Origin of the sequence: Halomonas sp. M20 (genome assembly GCF_020622265.1) — a bacterium.
In the GTDB taxonomy this organism is placed as follows: Bacteria; Pseudomonadota; Gammaproteobacteria; order Pseudomonadales; family Halomonadaceae; genus Modicisalibacter.
On the sequence record NZ_JACNMQ010000001.1, the window covers coordinates 854,993 to 876,290 of the forward strand.

The following is a 21,298-nucleotide window of genomic DNA, read 5'->3' on the forward strand; positions in this document are numbered from 1 at the left end:
CATATCGTATGATCTCATTCTCCCTTTCCCCATGTGAGGGGAAAGGGAGACGTTGCCGGGTCCGTTCCGGTACGAAGTCGACCCGGCGTGGCTATTTACAAAGCAGCTAATTCGAAAATAGCAGAGGTACGAGAAGAAAGAGAGGGAAGGAAGGACTAGTGCAACGAGTACCTGACAACAGTGCGCAGATAGCCTGCGCACTGTTGCAGGTTCAGGAATTACCGCATCAATACCAGCTGCACGAACGGCAATTACGTCAGTGTATCAATGTAAGCCTAAGTCACCCGCTGGCCCGGTTCGGCGCCGCTATGCGGCTCCAGCAGATAAATGCCAGCGTCGTTACCCGCCGCCAGCACCATGCCTTCCGACGCGCCAAAGCGCATCTTGCGCGGCGCCAGGTTGGCGACCATCACCGTCAGCATGCCTTCCAGCGCTTCCGGGGCATAGGCCGAACGAATACCGGAGAACACCGTGCGCGTCTCGCCGCCCAGGTCCAGGGTCAGCTTGAGCAGCTTGTCGGCACCTTCGACATATTCCGCCTTGGCGATGCGCACGATGCGCAGATCGACCTTGGCGAAGTCGTCGAAGCCGATCTCCTCGGCGATGGGGTCGTCTGTTAACGGCCCTTTGGGGGTCTCTTTCAATTTCTTCTCCTCCGCTAGGTCTTCCTTGGAGGTCTCGATCATCGCATCGATCTTATCGCGCTCGATGCGGGTCATCAGCGGTTTGAACTTGTTGATAGTATGGCCCGTCAGCACATTTTCGCGGCTCTGCCAGTCAAGGGATTCCAGATTGAGAAACGCACGGGCATCCTCGGCCATCTTGGGTACCACCGGCGCGAGATAGACCATCAACTGCCGGAACAGATTGATGCCCACGGAGCAGATATCCAGCACCTCCTGCTCGCGGCCTTCCTGCTTGGCCAGCACCCAGGGTTCCTTCTCGGCGATGTAAGTATTCGCTTCGTCCGCCAGCTCCATGATCCGGCGCATGCCACGCCCGAACTCGCGACCCTCGTAATCCTCGGCGATGGCCTCGCCGGCGTCGATAAAGCGCTGCACCAGGGCTGGCTCGGCGCACTCAGCGGAGAGCGTGCCGTCGCCGAGCTTCTTGACGAAGCCGGCGCAGCGGCTGGCGATGTTGACCACCTTGCCTACCAGATCCGAATTTACCCGGTAGGCGAAGTCCTCCAGGTTCAAGTCCAGATCATCGACCCCGGAGGTGAGCTTGGCGGCGAAGTAGTAGCGCAGGTATTCCGGATTCAGGTACTCGGCGTAGGTGCCGGCCTTGATGAAGGTGCCCCGGGACTTGGACATCTTCGCCCCATTGACGGTGACGAAGCCGTGGCAGTGGACGCCGGTGGGCGTGCGCAGCCCCGCGCCTTCGAGCATCGCCGGCCAGAACAGCGCGTGGAAGTAGACGATGTCCTTGCCGATGAAGTGATAGACCTCCGCCTCGGAGTCCTCCTTCCAGTAGCTGTCGAAATCGATGCCTTCCCGGTCGCACAGGTTCTGGAAACTGGCCAGATAGCCGATCGGCGCGTCCAGCCATACATAGAAGTACTTGCCCGGCGCATCCGGAATCTCGAAGCCGAAGTAGGGCGCATCCCGGGAGATGTCCCACTCGTTCAAACCGGACTCGAACCACTCCTGCAGCTTGTTGGCGATCTGCGGCTGCACATGGCCGCCCTGAATCCACTCTTTCAGGAACGCCTCGAAATCCGGCAGCTTGAAGAAGTAGTGAGTCGAGCTGCGCACTTCCGGCGTGGCGCCGGAAATCGCCGAAACCGGATCGATCAACTCCGCCGGCGTATAGGTGGCGCTGCAGGCCTCGCAGTTGTCGCCGTATTGATCCGGCGTCTTGCACTTGGGGCAGGTGCCCTTGATGAAGCGATCCGCCAGAAACAATCCCTTCACCGGGTCGTACATCTGCTCGATGTCCCGGGTCGCGATATGTCCGGCATCGCGCAGCGCGGTATAGATGCGCTCGCTGTGAAGGCGGTTCTCTTCGGAATGGGTGGAGTGATAGTTATCGAAGGCCACATTGAAGCGCGCGAAATCCGCCTGATGCTCCTCGGAAACTCGCGCGATCAACTGCTCCGAGGTGATCCCTTCCTGCTCGGCACGCAGCATGATCGCGGTGCCATGAGCATCGTCGGCGCAGACGTAGTAGCACTCGTGACCACGGCTCTTCTGGAAGCGCACCCAGATATCGGTCTGGATGTACTCGAGCAAGTGGCCCAGGTGAATCGAGCCGTTGGCGTAGGGCAGGGCGCTGGTGACCAGGATCTTGCGCTTGGCGTTGGCGGTAGTCGGCATGGTGGCTCTAGTGACTGAATCGGAAAGAAATGAGCGTCACGAGGACGAAAGGCCGATTGTAGCCCGCTTGGCGGCTGGGTGCACCCGTGCGGGTTCCTGCTCACGCGATCAGCGAAGTTGTCTTCGATCAAGTTTTATTCAAAAGACTCAAGGCACTACTGCTAATGTCTAATGACTTATTACTAGATTTATAAGAGACTGTCGCTGCAGTGCGACAAAACAGTAGAGCTGAATGTGACAAGGGCGCGGGGAAGCGTTGTGACCCTTGTGGCGGTAGCGTGGGCGGGAGCAGCCAACAATATGAGACTCAACGAGATGGCTGTTCGTCCAGTCTAATTCCTTTGGCGGAAACCAACGGCACGGACCTGAACGCTTGGTCGAAGGTGCTTCCCAGGCATGGATGGGGCTCCTGTTAACTATGCGTTTTTATACAGTATTATTGTGTGAGCAAATCACAGCAGTCAAATGATTACGTGGCAGCCAGCAGGGTGGTCGGCTAAGTTGTTGTTTTATGAGTTTTTAGATGGACACTCCTGGGAGTCAGAAGCCGTAATCATGAAGCGGTCAGATTTTCACGGTAATGAAGAAGCCTGTTTAATTTATTTTTGGGTTCTAAATTTAGAAGCGTAGTAATAATTATAGGGATAGACATGGATTGGCTGATAAACAATAAAGAGTGGCTTTTTAGTGGAGCTGGTTTGGTGATTATGGGAATTCTTACGAGTTCATGGAAATATTTTGGCAACAATACCCAAAGAATAACTTCTTTTAGTCAACATAATAATACAGAAAACCCTGAATTTTTTGATACGAAAATCAAGAATAAAGAAAATAATAAAATGAGTTTAAGCGACTATAAGAATAGTACCAAAATACTTTTCATAGATGACGATGCAAGATTTAAGGTAGTAAAAATTCTTACTCGGAGCGGATGGGTACATACAAAATTAATTAAAGACTGTGATACTCTTGATGATAGCGATGTCGTTGATGCAAAAATTCTATTTATTGACGTACAGGGTGTAGGCGTTTCAATGGGATTTTCCGATGAAGGTCTAGGTTTGGCTTTAGCAATAAAAGACAAATATAAAGATAAAAAGGTTGTTATTTATTCAGCTGAAACCGAAGGTGATAGATTTCATGAAGCTTTGAGGAAAGCAGATTCATTTCTTGCAAAAAATGCTGACCCTTATGAGTTTCAACGGATAGTTGAAGAATTTACAGTGGGCTTGGGTGTCTAATTTAATGAATGTAAGGTATAGAATAACGAAATCAGACGACAAGATTGTTTTTTGCAGTTTAAATAAAATTGATTTGAGTGTTTTGGCTGAAGTAAGATCGCAATCCAGTACATACAACAATGGTAAAACCAGAGCTGGAGTTTTATCTAATGCCGAATACACGGTGGTGGCATTTACTGACAGTAAAGAGTATTTAAAAAGCTCAAAAATATTTAAAACTGAATTGAGGTATATACTCAATTCTACAAATTTTATTAACAAAATAATTGAGGAATCAAGCAAGGAAAAGAATAAAAGTACTAGCAGGCTAATACATAACTTAACTTCATTAAACGCCCATAACATACAAGAGTTTTACTCATTGGTTCCTCAGGAAAATGTAAGCAGGAAAATGGGAAAGCAAGTTGGTTATGTAAAAAAAATAGTAGAGAAAGAACCCGAAGAAACGGCAATGGCCATGTTAAAAATGGCCAAAAATAATGCAGCTATGAAAGTCGAGTTTTCTGTATTCAAAAAGCTGTTTGATTTAAATCCGGATTTAAGAGCAACAAACCATAATGTTCATAAAGTATTAATGAATGTATTTTATCTTTTTTTTCCGGACTTTACGGATAAGAATGTTAAAGTAATTATAGGCGACACCGATAATAAATATATGGCATATTTTGATTACGAATCAATACACGTTGCTTTTTACCATATGATAGAAAATGCTGCCAAATATATAAAGCCTGATACTGAATTTAAAGTAGATATAGTAAAAGGTATCAAAAAAACTGAAATTATTTTTGATATGAATAGCACTCAAATTACTCAGGAAGAAGTTAACATTATCTTTGAAGAGGGGGTGTCTGGAAAACTAGCCTACCAAACAGGAAAATCAGGTGATGGTATCGGGTTGAGTCGTGCTAAGAAAATACTGGAATTAAATAATGGTTTGTTATCGGTTAAACCATATTACGATACTGCTATAATTACAATGGGCGTCACATTTCAAAGAAATGTTTTTACCATGGCGTTACCCCATGGGAAATGAATCCAACTGTTGGGGCTCGGATGATTAATTGCGCATTTTAAAAATTCGGAGCGCTTTTACTACTGCTTTTTCATGGTTCCAATAAGCGCATCGATGATGCAAGGCTTTTTGGTAGATGTGTTTTTGTACAGCCAGTTGTAGCGCTTGAGTGTCATCTCCAAGTCGTTTCGGCTATCGAACATCGGCACAGGTGTCTCTGGGTGAAATAAGTACTTAGTGGTGGTCTTGCTCATCCAGGGTCGGCGTGCGGCCGTTTCGGGACTTGTCGATCAGCCCGCCGAGGCCCGAGGTCTCCCACTGCTTGAGCCATCATGATACGGCATCGCATCGGGCTTGTAGTATCTCACTGATCTAGCTAATGGTGTGGCCTTGATCATTCATTCCGTCTATGTCAGAGATCCTGAAATAGAAATTACACGAAACCTTCTGATTAAAAATTTACATGAGCGCCGCTAAAAAAAGGCGTTAGGACAACTAACATACAATGCAAAGAGTAGAGCAGAGACAGTATGAAAAAGGCGATTGTGGTGTTGCCTGCATTGCAATGGTTACCGGCAAGACGTACGAAGAAGCGGAGTTAACATTTCATAAATATGGGTTGGTGCTGGATGGCGAGTACTACACAACACATAAAGAGTTAATTGTCGTTCTTGAAATGCTTGGGCGTCAAGCTGTCCGGAAAAAAAATTCATCAAATGGAACACTGTTGAGTACCCTGCGATTGTAAAGGTAAATGTTCGGTCTGGTAACTATTGGCATTGGGTCGTAATGGCTGGAGAAAGGAAAATTTTAGACCCTAAACCTGGAGCCCCAGAGATAGTTACAGATTACAGAGGGCGAAAAGGTGAAGGTCAATACCTTCATATATTGGATAAAACGTAGCAAAGCCAGGCACGAGGACGCATACCGCATTGCGGTTTCGCCTCCATCTCGTAGCCGCGCTGTTGGCTGCCGTTAGAGCCATTTAAGAGGAACCTTGAGAAATGGAAGTAGTTTTAGAGTTTGTACACAACCCCTTGGCTCAAAGCCTACTGCTTGGTCCTTTAATGGGAGTGATTTTTGCCACTTTATTATCAGGTTTAACGAAGTCTCCAGGGTCGCAGGCTCCAGCAACAGTTACTCAAACAAAAACGATTTATGTAACTAAGGTCGTTGAAAGAAATCGACCATCTAATGAGGTAGATAGCGGGATAGCGTTTTTAATAATAGGCGGGTTTTCTCTGATCTTTGTGGTTTGGAAATATGCTATATATTTCGATGCAATACAGTACTATTTGGCAGCTGTAATATTGTCAGTATTAAGCTTTTCAGTTACGACAATACTTGTTTCTTTGGTTAAAGGGCAGTACACATCGGATGAATGGTGGTTTTACACAGTTGTACCAATTATATTGCTTTTTGTTTCTATCTACATACTTAATTTGGCGAAGATAAATTTCGATCCGAGTATTCAACAGGGTGCGCTGAACAACACCTTTTGGACCTTTTATAAAGATTGGTTAAATGAGTATGGGCGAAATTTTATGTTTACCCACGTGTCTGGCATTGCATTCCTTATACTAGCGATTATTTTTATAGCGTTTTCGTCAATTCATTATCTGGCTCTGATGAATCAGCGCTCGCTTGGAGCGATGCAAAAGTTTTGGCTTTTCTTAACAAAATATACTTCTTTTTTTTCAGGAAAAGCCTGGTTATTTTTTGTTATCTTTTTGTTGTTTTTATCTTACTTATTGATAAATCCAGACCTTATTGCAAATTGGATAACCAGAAAGTAGTGATAAAAAATGGCTGCTCAACGACTCATTTCCCGCCGCATTGCGGCTACAAATCGACTCGTGAGCCGGACGTTAAATTCCTATAAGTAGGAAGTAATTTTGTGGAAGTAATCTATTGGCAAATTGTTGTAGCTGGCAGTACAGGCGTTGCATACTTGTTAGGTTCGCGAATTATCTGTGTTGGTGTCGCGGGTGCATGGACGTTATGGACATTTGCCATGCTAAGTTACGGGCCACTCGTCATCTTGCAGATGTTCTCGGCTTGGGGTTCCTTCTTTGCTATAGATGCATTCACCAAACAGAGCAGGCAACTTACTGAGTTCAAAGCAGCACTTGATGGGTTTCGCAAAGACGATAAGAAAGCGTTGATTGAGGCAAAGGAGAAGGGGCGTTTTACATTGCTGTCGGATTCGTCGCACTATGAATACATGTTGCTAGAGATGGGGCGATCTGATTCCAGCATCATGATTCTCTCGGGCTGGATATCCGACAAAGTGATTGATGGGCGATTCCTTCGCGTTGCTGCCCAAGCTCTTGAGCGCGGCGTAGATATTTATGTTGGTTTTGGTTATGAAAACTCGGAGGGACATCATGAGATGACGCGCCCCGCCAAGCGTGCATTGGTGTCTCTCGAACGCTTAGCACGAGAGCATCGCAATTTGCATGTCGGAAGGTTCAACAATCATCAAAAGGCTTTAGTAGTCGACAAACGCCGTGTTGTATGTGGAAGTCATAACTGGTTGTCTAATCGAGCGTTCAAGAATCGCGAGCAGAGTTTCATCATTGAAGATAATGCAGCTGCTAAGGCTGTATTTTTGCACTCATCACCGTTAATAACTGACAATCCAGCGTTCGAAATCTGAAAGCGTTATACACCCGGCTGCTTTTCCGCTGCTCTTTCGGCTCCGCTCCAAAGCAGTTACCGATGGTGGGCGTTTAGTCGACGGAAATATCGCAGCGCGTTTTAGGAAGAGTAATGGCTGATTTTAGGGAGTGGTTACACTGGGCCAGCAGATTCACGTAATTGAAATAGAAGGGTACGTCTATCTGGTACCTTTTGTAGAGTCGGAAGATGAAGTTTTTCTTAAAACGATCATTCCGAGTCGGAAAGCGACCAAAACCTATTTGGGAGGTCCAAAATGAGCAGGCTGGATAAAGAGGAGCAGGAAATCCTGGAGGGGTTCGAGGCCGGAGAGCTACAGCGGGCACCAGACATTGATGATCGGAAAGCACGGCATCAGCAGTATGCAGAGGCCATGTTCAAGAAAGATGCCCGCATTAACATCAGGCTTTCTACCAAGGATCTTCGGGGGCTTCAGAAGAAAGCGCTGGCTGAAGGCATTCCTTATCAAACCCTTGTTGCCAGTATTCTCCATAAGTACGTGGAAGGTCGCTTGCGTGAAGATCGGTAGCGAACCCAGCTATGCAACGGATGCCAAAACCTCCGCTTCGCTGCGGCTTTGTCACTGATGCCGGCCTTCGCAATATGCGTCTGCCGGCCAACGGGCCGCTGTACGCCGCTCCGTTAGCACGTTATCGGGCGCGGCGTTTTTCCTCCACGTCTTCCGAAAGCCAGACTTTGATCAGTGACTGATAAGGCATGTCACGTTTGTTCGCTTCGATTTTGATACGATCAAGCAGTGTTTCCGGCAAGCGGAGCGATATTGTCTTGGTTGAAGGCTTCAGTTTTGGAAAAGAAGCAGATTGAGCGCGCTGCCAGTCCACGTACTCAGTGGAGTCATGGCTTTCCCAGAACTCTCTTTCCTCTGCTTCGGTTTTGAATTCAGGCATCTTTTTCAATTTGCTCATAAATTGCCCTCTCTTTGCGGTGCATATCACGAGCGGAAATCACTCGGATCAGAGTACCGTTACCTCTCAATGTGAAGGTGATATGCAATAAACGTGCATCGTCGGTTTCACCAAGGGCGTGATAACGGGCTTCCTTTTGGCTGTGCTCGTTGTCTTCCAGCACCAGAAGCGGTTTATATGGATGCCACACGGCAATCGATCATCAAGGTCTGGCTAATTGAGCGCCTTCGAGCTGAGGCTTTCAGCAGATCGACCAATGATAACACTGCGAGTGCTACCTATTAGCGAACCATCACAAAGTACCACCGTGGAGCAACAAGGCTTCATCCTTACCCGCCACTGGCGGGATACGCCTGAAAGCACCGAGGTGTCGTTCTGGCTGGCAACCGACGCCGGCCCTCGCCATGTGCGCTTGCCGGTGCAGGTGTCGGTGGCGTTTATCCCCTCCGAACAGCGCAGCCAGGCCGAGCGGGTGCTAAACGGCGAGCGGGATGTCGAGCTAAAGCCACTCAAGCTTTGTGATTTCCACCATCGCCCGGTGTTGGGGCTCTACTGCCAGCATCATCGCCAGTTGATGAACCTGGAACGGCGCCTGACGGATGCGGGCGTCGAGGTTTTTGAAGCCGATATCCGCCCGCCGGAGCGTTACCTGATGGAGCGTTTCATCACCGCGCCGGTGATGTTCATGGGGCAGGAAGCGGCGGACGGTTCGTTTGTCGACACACACCTAAAACCCGCGCCGGACTATCGCCCGCGCCTCAGACTGGCCTCGTTGGATATCGAGACCAGCGAGCGCGGCGAGCTGTATTCCATCGCGCTGGAGGGTTGCGGCGAGCGCCAGGTGTATATGCTCGGATCGGCTAGTAGTGAGGATGAGCCCGCTGCTTCTCTCGATTTTCCCCTCGACTTTTCCCTTCAGTATTGCGACCGCCGCGAGGCGCTGCTTGAGTGTCTCAATGAGTGGATGGCGCGGCACGATCCGGATGCGATCATCGGCTGGAATGTGGTGCAGTTCGATCTGCGTATTCTACAGCGGCACGCCGAGCGCCTCGGCGTGCCGCTGTTGCTGGGGCGGGGCGGTGAGCCCATGGAGTGGCGCGCCCATGGCAGCAATGCCAACCATTTTTTCGCTTCCGCGCCGGGACGGCTGCTCATCGATGGTATCGAGGCGTTGCGCTCGGCGACCTGGAGCTTTATCTCGTTCAGCCTGGAGAATGTCGCCCAGACGCTGCTGGGCGAGGGCAAGGCGATCGACAACCCCTACCAGCGCATGGACGACATCAACCGCATGTTCGCCGAGGACAAGCCGGCGCTGGCCCGCTACAACCTCAAGGACTGCGAGCTGGTCACGCGGATCTTCGAGGAGACGAAACTGATCGACTTCCTGCTCGAGCGCGCTACCGTTACCGGCTTGCCCGCCGATCGCAGCGGTGGTTCGGTGGCGGCGTTCTCGCACCTCTATTTGCCGCATATGCATCGGCTGGGCTTCGTGGCGCCCAATCTTGTCCAGAGTCAGAGCGAGCGGGCAGGAGAAGGCAGCCCCGGCGGTTTTGTGATGGACTCGCGCCCCGGCCTTTACGATTCGGTGCTGGTGCTGGATTTCAAGAGCCTGTATCCCTCGATTATCCGCACCTTCCTGATCGATCCGGTGGGGCTGATCGAGGGCTTGCGCGAGCCGGATGATGAAAGCTCGGTGCCGGGCTTCGTCGGGGCGCACTTCTCCCGCAGGCGACATGCCTTGCCTGACATGGTGGCGCGGGTTTGGCAGGGGCGCGAGGCCGCCAAGCGCGAGGGCAATGCGCCGCTTTCCCAGGCGCTGAAGATCATCATGAATTCGTTCTACGGTGTGCTGGGCACCAGGGGCTGTCGGTTCTTCGATCCGCGTTTGACGTCGTCGATCACCCTGCGTGGCCACGCGATCATGCATCGGACCCGCGAACTGATCGAGGCCGAAGGATATACCGTTATATACGGAGATACCGACTCCACCTTCGTATGGCTGGGAAGCGCACATGACGAGGATGCGGCGGCGCGGATTGGCCGACATCTGGCCGAGCGCGTCAATGTCTGGTGGAGCGAACATCTGCGCGACGAATATGGCCTGGAATGTGCACTGGAGTTGCAGCTCGAGACCCACTTCCGGCGCTTTCTGATGCCGACCATTCGCGGCGCGGAGGCGGGCAGCAAGAAGCGCTATGCCGGGCTGGTGAGGGAGGCCGATGGCAGCGAGCGGCTGGTGTTCAAGGGACTGGAAACGGTGCGTGCCGACTGGTCGCCGCTGGCTAAGGTCTTCCAGCAGGAACTCTACCGACGCATCTTCGTCGGTGAGCCTTACCGTGATTACGTGCGCGATTATGTACAGCGTACGCTGGCCGGGGAGTTCGACGAGCGGTTGATCTATCGTAAGCGCCTGCGTCGCAAGCTCGACGATTACCAGCGCAATGTGCCGCCCCATGTGCGGGCGGCGCGCCTTGCCGATGAGTACAACGACCAGTTGGGCCGACCGCGCCAGTACCAGGACGGTGGCTGGATCAGCTACGTAATCACGGTGGCCGGGCCGGAACCGCTGGAAACACGCCGCTCGACCATCGATTACCAGCATTACCTCACTCGCCAATTGCAACCGGTGGCCGACGCCATTCTGCCGTTCGTCGAGGATGACTTCAGTGCGCTGATCGATCGGCAGTTGGGGCTCTTTTGAGTTGAGCCAATACCGCGGTATCGGCTCTTCTATTTCATGACAGTACCGACCTTGTAAGAGCTACCGATCCTCTAGCCGATAGGGCAGGGACAAATCGCCGGAGGCTACGTCGTAGACCTCGTAGATGCCCAGCATGGGCCGGCTGTCGTCCGAGGTGTTGACCTCCAGATAGGCGGTGACGGCATCGAAAGAGAACTCTCGGGCGTTCTGTACTCGCCAGGCCGGCACCAGGATTCGCAAAGTATCACCTTGCAGGACCACACTCAGCCCAGGGGAATCCAGGTACAGTGGCATGCCTGCATTCGTTGGCGGCAACGTTGCCGAGTCACCGTCGGTGATTTCGCGAACTGCCAGGCCGCCGGGGGCTCGGTCGTCCTCGGTGAGTACTACCCAATGGCTATGAAAGACGATGCCATCGTTGTCGTAACGTCCGTCGCCTTGTTCGTCCCACAGCGGAGTGTCATCGAAATCGGGGTGTGATGTCGCGACCAGGGTCAGGATACCCTCGACGTCGTCGAAGCCGACCACGGTCGGAGACAGGGTCGTGGGGAAGGCATAGGTGAGCACTGGTGCGCCGTCCATCTGGCCCCTGGCCTTGGGTGCGGTGGCGCCTGCCTGTCCTGCTACCTTCACTTCGAAGACCAGCATGTCGTAGTCAGCGACATAATATCCACCGGTCGCGGCAATCGACAGGTCATCGGTCGCGGCCAATGGCGTGATTGTATCGTCAGCCATGAGTGTACCGACGACCAGCAGTCCGCCGAGCAGGCTTGTGGGTAAAAATGTAGAAGCATGCATGTCATATTCCTCCAGAGGACGGGCCGTCGAGGAAGGCGTCGGTAGCGCTCGTTGCGTCAGAGGCGTCGCCTCAGCGGTCATTTTTCTAGTTATGTATCGAGTCGATACATAACTAGATTTAGAATGGTCTAGCTTTCTTGTCAAGCAATGCATCGAGTCGATACACTGCGAACATGATCCCTGCCGCGACCCTTCTCGAGCGTCTCGCTGCCCTGATCCACCAATCGGTGCGCGATGACGCCGCCCGCCATGGGCTATTGCCGATCCAGCTACAGGTGTTGGCGTATCTGGCGCATGCCAATCATTACAGCGACTTTCCTATCGCAGTGGCCGAGTATTTCGGTATCACGCGAGGAACGGTGTCGCAGACGCTCGGCGTGCTGGAACGCAAGGGGCTGATCGTCAAGCAGCCGGATAGTCGACATGGCAAACGTGTGCACCTGCACCTTACTCAGTCAGGACAGGAACTGCTTGATGACAGCTGGGCCAGCCGTTTGACCTCGGCGCTGAAGGAGGCGCGGGACGTGGATGCGGTTTCCTTGGAAGAGGGGCTGCGCGGCGTGCTTGTGGCGCTACAGCGCCAGAACGATCATCAAGCATTCAATGTCTGCCGGCATTGCGTGCATTTTCTGGAAGAGGGTGAGGGCTATCGCTGCGGTTTGACCAGTGAGCCGCTGGAACCGGAGCAGACTCTGAAGATCTGCCGGGAATGGACTGCGCCCAAGGCTTGACTCTACGCTTGGTAGTCAAGTCGGTGATTGCTTGATTTGTATTATGCGGTATGGGTGCAGCTGGTTGGCTCCACTTGTATGCTACCGCGTCTTGCAATCTAGATTCGGAGTCTGTCATGAAAAAAGCATTGTGTTTGAGCGCGGTTTTATTGGCTTCGGGTGCTGCAAATGCCGAAGGCGAGGCGAAATGGGGGTATTCTGGCGACAAAGGGCCAGAGAACTGGGCGGCATTGAGCCCGGACAACGCCATATGCTCAGGGAAGAATCAATCACCGATCAACCTGACCGGGTTTATCGAGGCGGAGTTGCAGCCAATAACCTTCGACTACCAGAAGGGTGGCCAGGAGATTCTCAACAACGGTCATACCGTGCAGGTGAATTATGCCTCGGGCAGCAGTATTGAAGTCGACGGTATCAACTTCGATCTGAAGCAGTTTCACTTCCATGCGCCGAGCGAGAACCATATCGAGGGTAAATCCTATCCGCTGGAAGCGCATCTTGTGCATGCAAGCGAAGAGGGTGATTTGGCAGTGGTGGCGGTGATGTTCGAAGAGGGTGAGGCAAATGAAGGTCTGAAGCAGGGGTGGGCCAATATGCCTGAGCAGGCCGGGGACGAACACCCGCTTTCCGAGCAAGCAAGCGCCAGTGCTCTGCTACCTTCCGATCGCGACTACTACCGCTTCAATGGCTCGTTGACCACGCCGCCCTGTACGCAAGGCGTACGCTGGCTGGTGATGAAGCAACCGCTTACGGCATCGCAAGAACAGATTGAGCGCTTCGCCGATGTCCTGCATGAGCCCAATAATCGTTCGCTACAGCCGGTCAATGCGCGGCCTGTCTTGCAGTAATTGATTGCGGTACACGAATAGTGCGCGTACTTCACTCGTATTTAACGGCGCCTAATCACGATGTAAACTCGGTAATTATGTCGAGATTGGGCTGTCGGACAGTGGAGAAGATGGATGCTTTTGGGTCTCACATGATGAGGATACTCGGCTCGACTCTGGCCTCAAAGTCTATTAGCATTTTTTCGAACTGCTGATAAAAGAGCTAGCTCGTATTGTGTTACTGAAGTTCTTGCACCTACGCAATGCGGGAGTGCTGGTCATGATTCTCAAGAAATCGCAAAACGACTTCGAATACTCAGATGATTCGGTACTTGACTAGGTGCAGCGTTGAAAGAAAGTCTCTTATAGGCTGGTAAATAGAAATATCTGAACAAAGCCGTTCAGTAGCAATGTGACCAAAAATTAATTCCATGCTTTAGTATAAGGTTTTCTTAACATGCAAATAGCTATTCACCACACATCAGATAGTTTTTCGGATCATTGGATCGAATACTGCAAAAAAAACAATATCAATTACAAGATCGTAAATGCCTTTGATAACGATATTATTTGTCAATTGAAAGATTGTGATGCACTGATGTGGCACCACCATCATGGGCATTTCAAAGATGTGCTAGCAGCTAGGAAGATTCTTTTTGCGTTAGAGCATGCAGGCGTTAAGGTTTTTCCTGATTTTAAAACAGGATGGCACTTTGATGATAAAGTGGCACAAAAATATATACTGGAAGCAATTGATGCGCCGCTAGTTCCTAGTTATGTGTTCTATGATAGAAAAGAAGCCGAGGACTGGGCAAAGCAAACCACCTACCCAAAAGTATTCAAGTTGAAGGGTGGGGCAGGGGCTGCCAACGTCAAGTTGATAAAAAGCCGGGCTGAGGCTTTTAAGGTTATTGGAAAATCCTTTGGTAAAGGTTTTTCCCAGTTTGATCGTATGGGCAATTTATCCGACCGTTATAAAAAATTCAGGAGCGGCTCAGGCTCACTGCTATTGGTGCTGAAGGGTGTTGCACGTCTTTTTATACCGACAGATTTTGCTAAACAGCAAAGCCCAGAAAGAGGGTATGTCTATTTTCAGGAATTTATACCGGATAATAACCACGATACCAGGGTTGTAGTTATCGGCGGCCAAAAAGCTGCTGCTGAAAAAAGATACGTTAGAAAAAACGATTTTCGAGCGTCAGGTAGTGGAAGTTTTAGTTACGATAATATCGATACAAATGCTGTAAAAATAAGTTTTGAAGTGTCGAAAAGGCTAGGGTTGCAAGCGGTGGCTTTTGATTTCGTGTTAGATGAAGAAGGGAAGCCTTTAATTGTTGAGTTGAGTTATGGTTTCGGGGCGCGAGGCATAAGCGAAGCTCCAGGTTATTGGGATAGCCAATTAAACTGGCATGCTGATCGGTTCAATCCACAACAGTGGATGATTGAAAATATTATAAATTCTCTAGAGCCTGCTGATGTTTCGCGCCAATCGGTTGATTAAAGCGAACAGGTTTGGCCGAGGTGTGGAGATTTTCATATCGATACAAGGCAACGCTGCTGGTCGGGATTCTCAAGCGCTTATAAAGGACGGGCGCTAAATATAAAGATATGCCAGTATGCACCAGCATGAGCAGATAGAAGAGCGGGTTATCCGCTCCGTTATCTTCAGCAAATACGACAATACACCTCTGGTCATTGTCGATCTGCATTTTCTGATTTGCTCTAAGCTACACTACAGGCTCAACTATCAAGTAGGAAATAATCATGGATGATCTTTTTTTCGCCGGATGGCCTGCGCTTTTGCGGGTCGCGATATCTGCGGTGCTGGGCTATGTCACTCTGGTGCTCTTGCTGCGCATTTCCGGTCGTCGGACACTTGCGAAGATGAATGCCTTCGATCTGGTGGTGACCGTGGCGCTGGGCTCGGTGCTTGCCAGTATCATTCTCAGCAAAAGCGTTACGCTGTTTCAAGGGGCCTTGGCGCTGGCGCTGCTCATCGGCATGCAGTACGCCGTGACCTGGTCCAGTGTGCGGGTAGGGTGGGTGCGCCAGGTGGTGACCGGTGAGCCGGCCTTGCTGTTCTATCAGGGGCAAACGCTACCGGATGCCTTGCGTAAAGCGCGAGTGACGCAGGACGAGCTACGGGCGGCAGTGCGCGCCTCCGGCTATATCGACATGAGCGAGGTGCAGGCTGTGGTGTTGGAAACCGATGGCTCGTTTAGCGTGATGGGTAATGACACAACACCCAAGCAATCTAGCCTCGAGGACGTCATGGTGCCGGGCGGTCAGCAGGTATAGAGCTAGATGATACGCCGTTGTTAAAAAGAGCGCCGAGAGCGCTCTTTTTTATGGCGCGGGGTGTTTTATCCAAGACAGCAGCGCATAACCACCGATTAGTGGCGTGGTTCAATCTGGAGCATGAGCGCGCTTGCGGTTCAGGAGTCGATAGAACCTTCGCGAAGTGCCAGCGCCATTTGCGCAACGCTAGCCACATGCTCGCTCAACGGGATTCTGGCTTCGGCGATGTCTGTCAGCTTGATCCAGGCCGCTTGCATGGCATCATCCGCCGCCTGCGGGACGCCGGAGAGATAGTCGCAAAGTACTGCAGTCAATACGTAGTGAAATCTCACTTCGTCGTCTTCACGGCGAATGACATCGATCGTGGTCAGATAATCCTGGGCACTGGAATGAATGCCGGTTTCTTCGGCCAGTTCACGTACCGCGCACTCGAATACGGTTTCGCCGGATTCGATGCGTCCGCCGGGGAATCCCCAAAGCCCCGCGTCCGGTTCGTTTTTGCGCCGTACCAGCAGGGCGTCCTGGCCACGTAGAACCACTGCCAACGCTGCGGGTTTGGGTGTTGAGTGCATGTTTAAGCGCCTATTTGCTGAAGAAACAGCGGTAGAGCGCGGGGATCGAGCAGGATGGTAATCACCACGCCCCCGATGGCGCCGCCAAGATGGGCCTCGTGGGCGAGGCCTCCGACTTGATTAGGATCGCGATTCTGCATGGCATAGAGCGAGAGCGCCACGAAGCCGATGGCGAACAGGATGGCGGGAATGGGAATGGCGAAAAAGAGATAAAGCATCCGGAAGGGTTCGTACAGACAGAAGGCGAACAGCACGCCGGTGATGGCGCCGGAAGCGCCCACCGCTGAATAGCGAAGGTTGCCGCGTTGGACGATCAACGACAGCCCGTGGGCTGAGAGCTCAGAGCCGAAATAGAGGAGCAGATAGCTGACTGGACCAAGCGCGACTTCGAGCCAGGGGCCGAAGAAGTAAAGGGTGAGCATGTTGACCAGCAAATGCGCGCCATTGGCATGTACGAAGCCGGCGGTCACGAGCCGGTAGATCTCGCCATGGCGCAGGATGCGTTCGGGTTTGAAAGCCAGTCGATCAATGAGCCGAGGGCGGCTTTTCAGTGCGTAAATACTGACGACAATATTGATGATGAGCAGCGCCAGGGTAATTGGCGTTTGGGTCAGGTCCAGCATGCATTGGTCTCACGAGTACAAGGTTCGAGATCGTCATGGTGTCAGATTGTCGGGGTGCGGTCTTGTGCGTATGTTGAAGATGCGTTTCTTGAGTGTTCGACTGCGCTGGAGCTGATTATGCATTTACGCCGTAGAGGGTGGGTTGTCGCCATGCTGTTCATCACGCTGGTGGCCTGTGCCGAGGACAAGCCCGCCGAAGTGCCTCTCTCGATATTGGCATCGCAACCAGCCGCTTATAAAGATAAGCGCGTTGCCACCCAAGGAGTGGTGCGCACCTTTGAAGCGCCTCGTCACTACTGGATCGAGGATGATGGCCTGAACCGGGTAGAGGTATTTCCTCAGGAGCGCATCGCGCCCTATCTCGGTGAGCAGGTGCGTATCGTCGGCCAATTCCAGTATGAGCAGAACACAGGGCGTAAGCTGGAAGCGCAGCGGATCGAAACGCTCGACGAGTCGCGATGAACAAAGTCTGTCGGCTTCAATTGGGCTCAGCGGGTGTGGGACGCAAGCTCGGGCATGACCGCTTTGAGAGAAATACTTGTCAGCGCATCCTCATGACGTCAGGATTCTCTATCCAACCCCTGCTCGAATTATAAACAAAGGAGAATCACGATGGCTCAAGCAAGTGCGCGTCACATTCTGGTGGATAGCGAAGCAAAGTGTCAGGAACTCAAGACTGAAATCGAGAACGGGCGTGATTTCGCCGAGGTGGCGAAAGAGCACTCCACCTGCCCGTCCGGGCGTAGCGGTGGCGATCTGGGTACCTTTACCCAGGGCCAAATGGTGCCTGAGTTCGACAAGGTGGTGTTCAATGAAGAACTCAATACCGTGCATGGCCCGGTCAAGACGCAATTTGGCTATCATCTGCTGGAAGTGACTGACCGCTCCTGAAGTTGATAGCGTCTTGAATGCAAAACGCCTGGCCACATGGCCAGGCGTTTTGCGTTTGCTCGATGATATCGGGATCAGAAGTCACTCCATTCATCGGCGCCTTCGGCTACAGGCTGTTTGGACGGTACTTGTTTTGAAGCAGCGGATGGTTCTTTCACAATAGAAGAGGGCGCCGACGGTTTGGCTATGCTGGCGCCTTTCGTTGCGGCAGTGGTCTCTTCACCCAGCACGAAAGTGTTGATCAGGTCGTTCAAGCGCTGAGCATGACGGCGCATGTCCGTAGCGGCAGTCGAGGACTGCTGCACCATGGCGGCGTTCTGCTGGGTCATGCTGTCCATTTCCATTACCGCCGTGTTGACTTGACCGATGCCACTGCTTTGCTCCTTGGTGGCGGCGCTGATTTCGCCGATCACATCCGTGACCCGGGCAACGCTGGCGACTATCTCCTGCATGGTCTGACCTGCATTGCGCACTAGCTGCGCCCCTGACTTGGTGTGAGTGGCCGAGGTGTCGATCAGCGTGCGAATTTCGCTGGACGCATCGCTTGAGCGGCTGGCAAGAGTACGCACCTCCTGAGCCACCACCGCAAAGCCACGGCCATGCTCGCCGGCCCGGGCGGCTTCCACCGAGGCGTTGAGTGCGAGAATGTTGGTCTGGAAGGCGATGGCATCGATCATGGTGATGATCTCGCCGATCTTGGTGGCAGAGGTGTTGATGTCCTCCATGGTGTGCTCGACCTGACTCATGACCGCCTCGCCCTGGCGCGCCACATCGGCGGTGGACTGCACCAGCTGATTGGCCTGCTGGGCGGAATCCGCGCTGTGGTTCACTGTGGAGGTGATCTCCTCCATGGAAGCCGAGGTCTCCTGCAGATTGGCGGCGGCCTGCTCGGTGCGTGTCGCCAACTCATCGCTGCCCTGGGCAATATCTTCGGCCGCTTGATTGACGCTGCGAGTACTGCTGCGTACTTCCTTCAACGTGTCTTGCATGCGTTCGACAAAAGCATTGAATTGAGTGGCTAGATTGCCGATCTCGTCATGGCTCTCGATACTCAAGCGACGGGTGAGGTCGCCCTTGCCTTCAGCGATATCCTGCATGGCACCTGCGGTGCGGCGAATCGGCTGCACCGTGCGCCGGACCAGCCAATAGGCGATGGCAGCGGCGCCGAGAAACATTGCCGCACCTATCAGTACCGCGATGATGAGAGATTGACGCAGGCTGCTTGCCGCGGCAGTTTCAATTGTTGACATGATGGCATTGATGTCGGTGGTATAGACACCCGTGCCCAACATCCAGCCCCATTTGTCGATGCCGATGGAATAAGACTGCTTGGCCTCTATCTCGCCGTTACTGGGGTGCGGCCAGTAGTACTGGTAGAAGCCACCACCTTCTTGGGCGATCTCGATCAGGTCGCGTATCAGGTAATTGCCTTTCTTATCCTGAGCGTCGAGCATTTTGGTGCCTTCGCGCTCCGGCATCGGGGCGGTGACCAGATTCGTCCCCTGATAATCATAGACGAAGATGTAATTGCCGCCGTCGAAGCGCATGTTACGCAGGATGGTTTTTGCGCGTTCCTGGGCTTCCGTATCGTTAGGGCCGGCATTTTCGACGATCGGGGCGATCGAGGACTCGGCGGCCTCGACAAGATCCTTCACCGCCGTTTTGCGTGCTTCGATCAACATCTCTCGCTGTTCGGCCAGGGTGCTTCGGTTATCCTGAATGCGATCGTAGGCAGCAAACGAGACCAGGGCCAGGGTGATCAGTAGCAGAGGGACCAAGGTCAGCAGCAGCATCTTGCCCTGCAGGCTTAACGAAAAATTTCGTGGGCGTAAAAAGTGTGAAGGCATCGAACGAGCACCTCTATTTTTTTATTTAATAACATAAGTTATCGGCCTTAAAAAAATCGGCTTTAACGCTGCAGGCTTTCTGCCAGTAAAAGCAGTGAATTTGAATCATCTATACCCAAGCCTTTTTGGTGAAAGGATTATTCGACATGATCTTTGGCTTCCAGCCGTTATACTGGTTCTAAACCATTAGGCGTCAGCGACAGGAGATAGAGTGAAGGATGACAAGAATTCGACTGGCCGGAAGGCTGGTATGGGCAAAGGGAAAGTATTGCTAATTCTGGTTCTTGTAGCTTATCTAGGCATGGCGCTCTACCAGACATTCAAGCCGTTACCTAAGGGCGTCAACGCGGCTTTCCCGTTGAGGCCGGCGCAGGAGGTTGCCTTTCTCGGCGATACCACCTATCTGGACAAGTGGGGCCAGCGTCAGTCGGATCATGTGATCTTCGATGAAATTTTGCGCCTGATCGGCCAGGCCAATCGTCTCGTGGTGCTGGACATGTTCCTGTTCAACGACTTCAGCGGGGCGGCTACCGGTGATTTCCGGGCGTTATCCGCTGAACTTACCCGAGCATTGACGCAGCGCAAGGATCAGATGCCGGGGCTTGAAGTGGTGCTGATCACCGATCCACTGAACACCATGTACGGCGGATTGGAGCCGGATCATCTCAAGGCGCTGCGTGCCGCCGGAATCAAGATCGTGATGACGGATCTGACCGAGCTGCGGGCTTCGAATTCTCTCTGGTCGGGACTGTGGTACTGGTGCTGTAGTTGGCTCGGTAACAGCACCAAGGGTGGCTGGTTGCCCAATCCCTTGGGCGAAGGTGACGTCACGCTGCGCAGTTATCTGCAGTTGCTCAATTTCAATGCCAACCATCGCAAGACGCTGGTCGTGGACTCCGGGGAAAGCTGGGTGGGGCTCGTTAGTTCGGCCAACCCTCATGATGCCAGCAGCGCCCACGATAACGTAGCGCTACGTTTCACCGGGGAGGCAGCAATCGATTTGCTGGAAAGTGAACGGGCGGTGGTGGCGATGTCCGGCGCCAGCATCAATTTCGATACACCGATCCATGAAAGGAGTGTGGAAAGCGATGGTTCACGCATGCAGATATTGACCGAGTCCAGAATCGGTAATGCGCTGCGAATTGCCATCGATAGTGCCGAGCCCGGTGATCGTATCGATATTGCCGTGTTTTATTTTTCTCATCGCGACCTGTTGGCATCGGTCATGGCCGCCCATGAGCGTGAGGTGCGTATCCGAGTGCTTCTCGACCCCAACAAGGATGCCTTCGGTATGGAGAAGAATGGTATACCCAACCGTCAGGCGGCAGCAGATCTTGACGCGGCAGGAGTCCCGGTACGCTGGTGCGCCACCATGGGAGAACAGTGTCATGGCAAGATGCTGCTCAAGCGCTCGTTAAGCGGTGACGCCGCGCTGATTCTCGGCTCGGCCAATTTCACCCGGCGTAATCTCGACAATCTCAATCTGGAGACCAGCGTGCGATTGAGGGGCAATACTCAAACAGCCGCCATTGTCGATGCCACGAAGTACTTCAAGCGCTACTGGCGTAATAGTCAGAGAAAACTGCATAGCTTGCCCTATTCCATCAATGCCGATACATCATTGTCCCGTTATTGGCTGTATCGCGTGATGGAGTCCACGGGGCTATCGACATTCTAGCGCGCCGTTTAAATATATTAGGCATTGCCATGTGATAACTGGTATAGGTGATACGGGCAGAACGTTTTGCAAACAAGTTTTCAGCATAAGGACCACGCTATGAGAAATATCATCTACATCGTTGGCTTGATCGTCATTGTACTGTTCATCCTG

Annotated in this window: 21 protein-coding genes; 14 read left to right on the forward strand and 7 right to left on the reverse strand. The window is 52.2% G+C overall.

The genetic code is table 11. The annotated features are described in order from the left end of the window. Positions 1-275: 275 nt before the first annotated feature. Positions 276-2,318 (reverse strand): methionine--tRNA ligase, encoded by a 2,043-nt coding sequence (metG, locus tag H7850_RS03990; RefSeq protein WP_227368085.1) that lies wholly within the window; start codon positions 2,316-2,318, stop codon positions 276-278. Between the two features lie 650 nt (positions 2,319-2,968). On the opposite strand from metG, the gene H7850_RS03995 reads away from it, so the two are divergent. From H7850_RS03995 to H7850_RS04025, 6 genes are all read left to right on the forward strand, one after another. Continuing rightward, entirely contained in the window at positions 2,969-3,559 is a 591-nt protein-coding gene (locus H7850_RS03995) for a hypothetical protein (RefSeq protein WP_227368086.1), read from the forward strand. Further along, positions 3,528-4,595, forward strand: a complete 1,068-nt coding sequence (locus tag H7850_RS04000; RefSeq protein ID WP_227368087.1) for an ATP-binding protein — start codon at positions 3,528-3,530, stop codon at positions 4,593-4,595. Before H7850_RS03995 ends, H7850_RS04000 begins: the two co-directional genes overlap by 32 nt. Positions 4,596-5,079: 484 nt before the next feature. Further along, a complete protein-coding gene (locus tag H7850_RS04010; protein ID WP_227368088.1) occupies positions 5,080-5,322 on the forward strand; it encodes a hypothetical protein in 243 nt (80 codons plus the stop codon). 256 nt (positions 5,323-5,578) lie between these two features. Next, positions 5,579-6,370, forward strand: a complete 792-nt coding sequence (locus H7850_RS04015) for a hypothetical protein (protein WP_227368089.1) — start codon at positions 5,579-5,581, stop codon at positions 6,368-6,370. 101 nt (positions 6,371-6,471) lie between these two features. Beyond that, positions 6,472-7,233: a phospholipase D-like domain-containing protein gene (locus H7850_RS18225; protein ID WP_227368090.1), complete on the forward strand. Its 762-nt coding sequence runs from the start codon at positions 6,472-6,474 to the stop codon at positions 7,231-7,233. 276 nt (positions 7,234-7,509) lie between these two features. Then, positions 7,510-7,782 (forward strand): antitoxin, encoded by a 273-nt coding sequence (locus H7850_RS04025; RefSeq protein ID WP_227368091.1) that lies wholly within the window; start codon positions 7,510-7,512, stop codon positions 7,780-7,782. 121 nt (positions 7,783-7,903) lie between these two features. Here the strand turns inward: H7850_RS04025 and H7850_RS04030 are convergent, their stop codons facing one another. Continuing rightward, positions 7,904-8,179 carry a BrnA antitoxin family protein gene (locus H7850_RS04030; RefSeq protein ID WP_227368092.1) on the reverse strand — a complete coding sequence of 92 codons (276 nt, stop codon included), beginning with the start codon at positions 8,177-8,179 and terminating at the stop codon, positions 7,904-7,906. Beyond that, positions 8,154-8,369: a BrnT family toxin gene (locus H7850_RS04035; protein ID WP_227368093.1), complete on the reverse strand. Its 216-nt coding sequence runs from the start codon at positions 8,367-8,369 to the stop codon at positions 8,154-8,156. The genes H7850_RS04030 and H7850_RS04035 overlap by 26 nt, the downstream gene beginning before the upstream one ends. A gap of 66 nt (positions 8,370-8,435) precedes the next feature. On the opposite strand from H7850_RS04035, the gene H7850_RS04040 reads away from it, so the two are divergent. Beyond that, positions 8,436-10,880 carry a DNA polymerase II gene (locus tag H7850_RS04040; protein WP_227368094.1) on the forward strand — a complete coding sequence of 815 codons (2,445 nt, stop codon included), beginning with the start codon at positions 8,436-8,438 and terminating at the stop codon, positions 10,878-10,880. 60 nt (positions 10,881-10,940) lie between these two features. On the opposite strand, the gene H7850_RS04045 is transcribed toward H7850_RS04040, so the two are convergent. After that, on the reverse strand, positions 10,941-11,678 hold the full coding sequence (locus H7850_RS04045; RefSeq protein WP_227368095.1) for a hypothetical protein: 738 nt from the start codon (positions 11,676-11,678) through the stop codon (positions 10,941-10,943). Between the two features lie 173 nt (positions 11,679-11,851). On the opposite strand from H7850_RS04045, the gene H7850_RS04050 reads away from it, so the two are divergent. The 4 genes from H7850_RS04050 to H7850_RS04065 all read left to right on the forward strand — a co-directional run bounded on the left by H7850_RS04050 (position 11,852) and on the right by H7850_RS04065 (position 15,534). After that, positions 11,852-12,409, forward strand: a complete 558-nt coding sequence (locus H7850_RS04050) for a MarR family winged helix-turn-helix transcriptional regulator (RefSeq protein WP_227368096.1) — start codon at positions 11,852-11,854, stop codon at positions 12,407-12,409. A gap of 116 nt (positions 12,410-12,525) precedes the next feature. Next, positions 12,526-13,257 (forward strand): carbonic anhydrase, encoded by a 732-nt coding sequence (locus H7850_RS04055; protein ID WP_227368097.1) that lies wholly within the window; start codon positions 12,526-12,528, stop codon positions 13,255-13,257. Between the two features lie 436 nt (positions 13,258-13,693). Continuing rightward, entirely contained in the window at positions 13,694-14,737 is a 1,044-nt protein-coding gene (locus H7850_RS04060) for an ATP-grasp domain-containing protein (protein ID WP_227368098.1), read from the forward strand. Between the two features lie 263 nt (positions 14,738-15,000). Further along, on the forward strand, positions 15,001-15,534 hold the full coding sequence (locus tag H7850_RS04065; protein WP_227368099.1) for a DUF421 domain-containing protein: 534 nt from the start codon (positions 15,001-15,003) through the stop codon (positions 15,532-15,534). Between the two features lie 137 nt (positions 15,535-15,671). Here H7850_RS04065 and H7850_RS04070 read toward each other — a convergent pair whose 3' ends face one another. Both H7850_RS04070 and H7850_RS04075 read right to left on the reverse strand, forming a co-directional pair. Further along, positions 15,672-16,106, reverse strand: a complete 435-nt coding sequence (locus tag H7850_RS04070) for an NUDIX hydrolase (RefSeq protein ID WP_227368100.1) — start codon at positions 16,104-16,106, stop codon at positions 15,672-15,674. A gap of 2 nt (positions 16,107-16,108) precedes the next feature. After that, the gene (locus H7850_RS04075; RefSeq protein ID WP_227368101.1) at positions 16,109-16,729 is read right to left on the reverse strand and encodes a rhomboid family intramembrane serine protease; all 621 of its coding nucleotides are present in this window, start codon (positions 16,727-16,729) and stop codon (positions 16,109-16,111) included. Between the two features lie 117 nt (positions 16,730-16,846). Between H7850_RS04075 and H7850_RS04080 the strand changes: the two genes are divergently transcribed. Next, on the forward strand, positions 16,847-17,191 hold the full coding sequence (locus H7850_RS04080; protein WP_227368102.1) for a hypothetical protein: 345 nt from the start codon (positions 16,847-16,849) through the stop codon (positions 17,189-17,191). Between the two features lie 150 nt (positions 17,192-17,341). Next, complete coding sequence (locus H7850_RS04085; protein WP_227368103.1) at positions 17,342-17,620, forward strand: peptidylprolyl isomerase; 279 nt, start codon at positions 17,342-17,344, stop codon at positions 17,618-17,620. A gap of 74 nt (positions 17,621-17,694) precedes the next feature. Here H7850_RS04085 and H7850_RS04090 read toward each other — a convergent pair whose 3' ends face one another. Continuing rightward, on the reverse strand, positions 17,695-19,467 hold the full coding sequence (locus H7850_RS04090; protein ID WP_227368104.1) for a methyl-accepting chemotaxis protein: 1,773 nt from the start codon (positions 19,465-19,467) through the stop codon (positions 17,695-17,697). A gap of 250 nt (positions 19,468-19,717) precedes the next feature. Here H7850_RS04090 and H7850_RS04095 point away from each other — a divergent pair, with 250 nt between their 5' ends. Then, positions 19,718-21,145, forward strand: coding sequence for a phospholipase D-like domain-containing protein (locus tag H7850_RS04095; RefSeq protein WP_227368105.1), 1,428 nt, complete (start codon positions 19,718-19,720; stop codon positions 21,143-21,145). Positions 21,146-21,298 lie beyond the last annotated feature (153 nt).

What these genes read in the sequence shown, in the direction of transcription:
- H7850_RS04095 (WP_227368105.1), top strand. Translation starts at nt 19,718, where the DNA reads ATGGGCAAAGGGAAAGTATTGCTAATTCTGGTTCTTGTAGCTTATCTA.
- H7850_RS04040 (WP_227368094.1), top strand. Translation starts at nt 8,436, where the DNA reads ATGATAACACTGCGAGTGCTACCTATTAGCGAACCATCACAAAGTACC.
- H7850_RS04030 (WP_227368092.1), bottom strand. Translation starts at nt 8,179, where the DNA reads ATGAGCAAATTGAAAAAGATGCCTGAATTCAAAACCGAAGCAGAGGAA.
- H7850_RS04025 (WP_227368091.1), top strand. Translation starts at nt 7,510, where the DNA reads ATGAGCAGGCTGGATAAAGAGGAGCAGGAAATCCTGGAGGGGTTCGAG.
- H7850_RS04070 (WP_227368100.1), bottom strand. Translation starts at nt 16,106, where the DNA reads ATGCACTCAACACCCAAACCCGCAGCGTTGGCAGTGGTTCTACGTGGC.
- H7850_RS04065 (WP_227368099.1), top strand. Translation starts at nt 15,001, where the DNA reads ATGGATGATCTTTTTTTCGCCGGATGGCCTGCGCTTTTGCGGGTCGCG.
- H7850_RS04050 (WP_227368096.1), top strand. Translation starts at nt 11,852, where the DNA reads ATGATCCCTGCCGCGACCCTTCTCGAGCGTCTCGCTGCCCTGATCCAC.
- H7850_RS04080 (WP_227368102.1), top strand. Translation starts at nt 16,847, where the DNA reads ATGCATTTACGCCGTAGAGGGTGGGTTGTCGCCATGCTGTTCATCACG.
- H7850_RS04075 (WP_227368101.1), bottom strand. Translation starts at nt 16,729, where the DNA reads ATGCTGGACCTGACCCAAACGCCAATTACCCTGGCGCTGCTCATCATC.
- H7850_RS04055 (WP_227368097.1), top strand. Translation starts at nt 12,526, where the DNA reads ATGAAAAAAGCATTGTGTTTGAGCGCGGTTTTATTGGCTTCGGGTGCT.
- metG (WP_227368085.1), bottom strand. Translation starts at nt 2,318, where the DNA reads ATGCCGACTACCGCCAACGCCAAGCGCAAGATCCTGGTCACCAGCGCC.
- H7850_RS04045 (WP_227368095.1), bottom strand. Translation starts at nt 11,678, where the DNA reads ATGCATGCTTCTACATTTTTACCCACAAGCCTGCTCGGCGGACTGCTG.
- H7850_RS04060 (WP_227368098.1), top strand. Translation starts at nt 13,694, where the DNA reads ATGCAAATAGCTATTCACCACACATCAGATAGTTTTTCGGATCATTGG.
- H7850_RS03995 (WP_227368086.1), top strand. Translation starts at nt 2,969, where the DNA reads ATGGATTGGCTGATAAACAATAAAGAGTGGCTTTTTAGTGGAGCTGGT.
- H7850_RS04015 (WP_227368089.1), top strand. Translation starts at nt 5,579, where the DNA reads ATGGAAGTAGTTTTAGAGTTTGTACACAACCCCTTGGCTCAAAGCCTA.
- H7850_RS04010 (WP_227368088.1), top strand. Translation starts at nt 5,080, where the DNA reads ATGCAAAGAGTAGAGCAGAGACAGTATGAAAAAGGCGATTGTGGTGTT.
- H7850_RS04090 (WP_227368104.1), bottom strand. Translation starts at nt 19,467, where the DNA reads ATGCCTTCACACTTTTTACGCCCACGAAATTTTTCGTTAAGCCTGCAG.
- H7850_RS04085 (WP_227368103.1), top strand. Translation starts at nt 17,342, where the DNA reads ATGGCTCAAGCAAGTGCGCGTCACATTCTGGTGGATAGCGAAGCAAAG.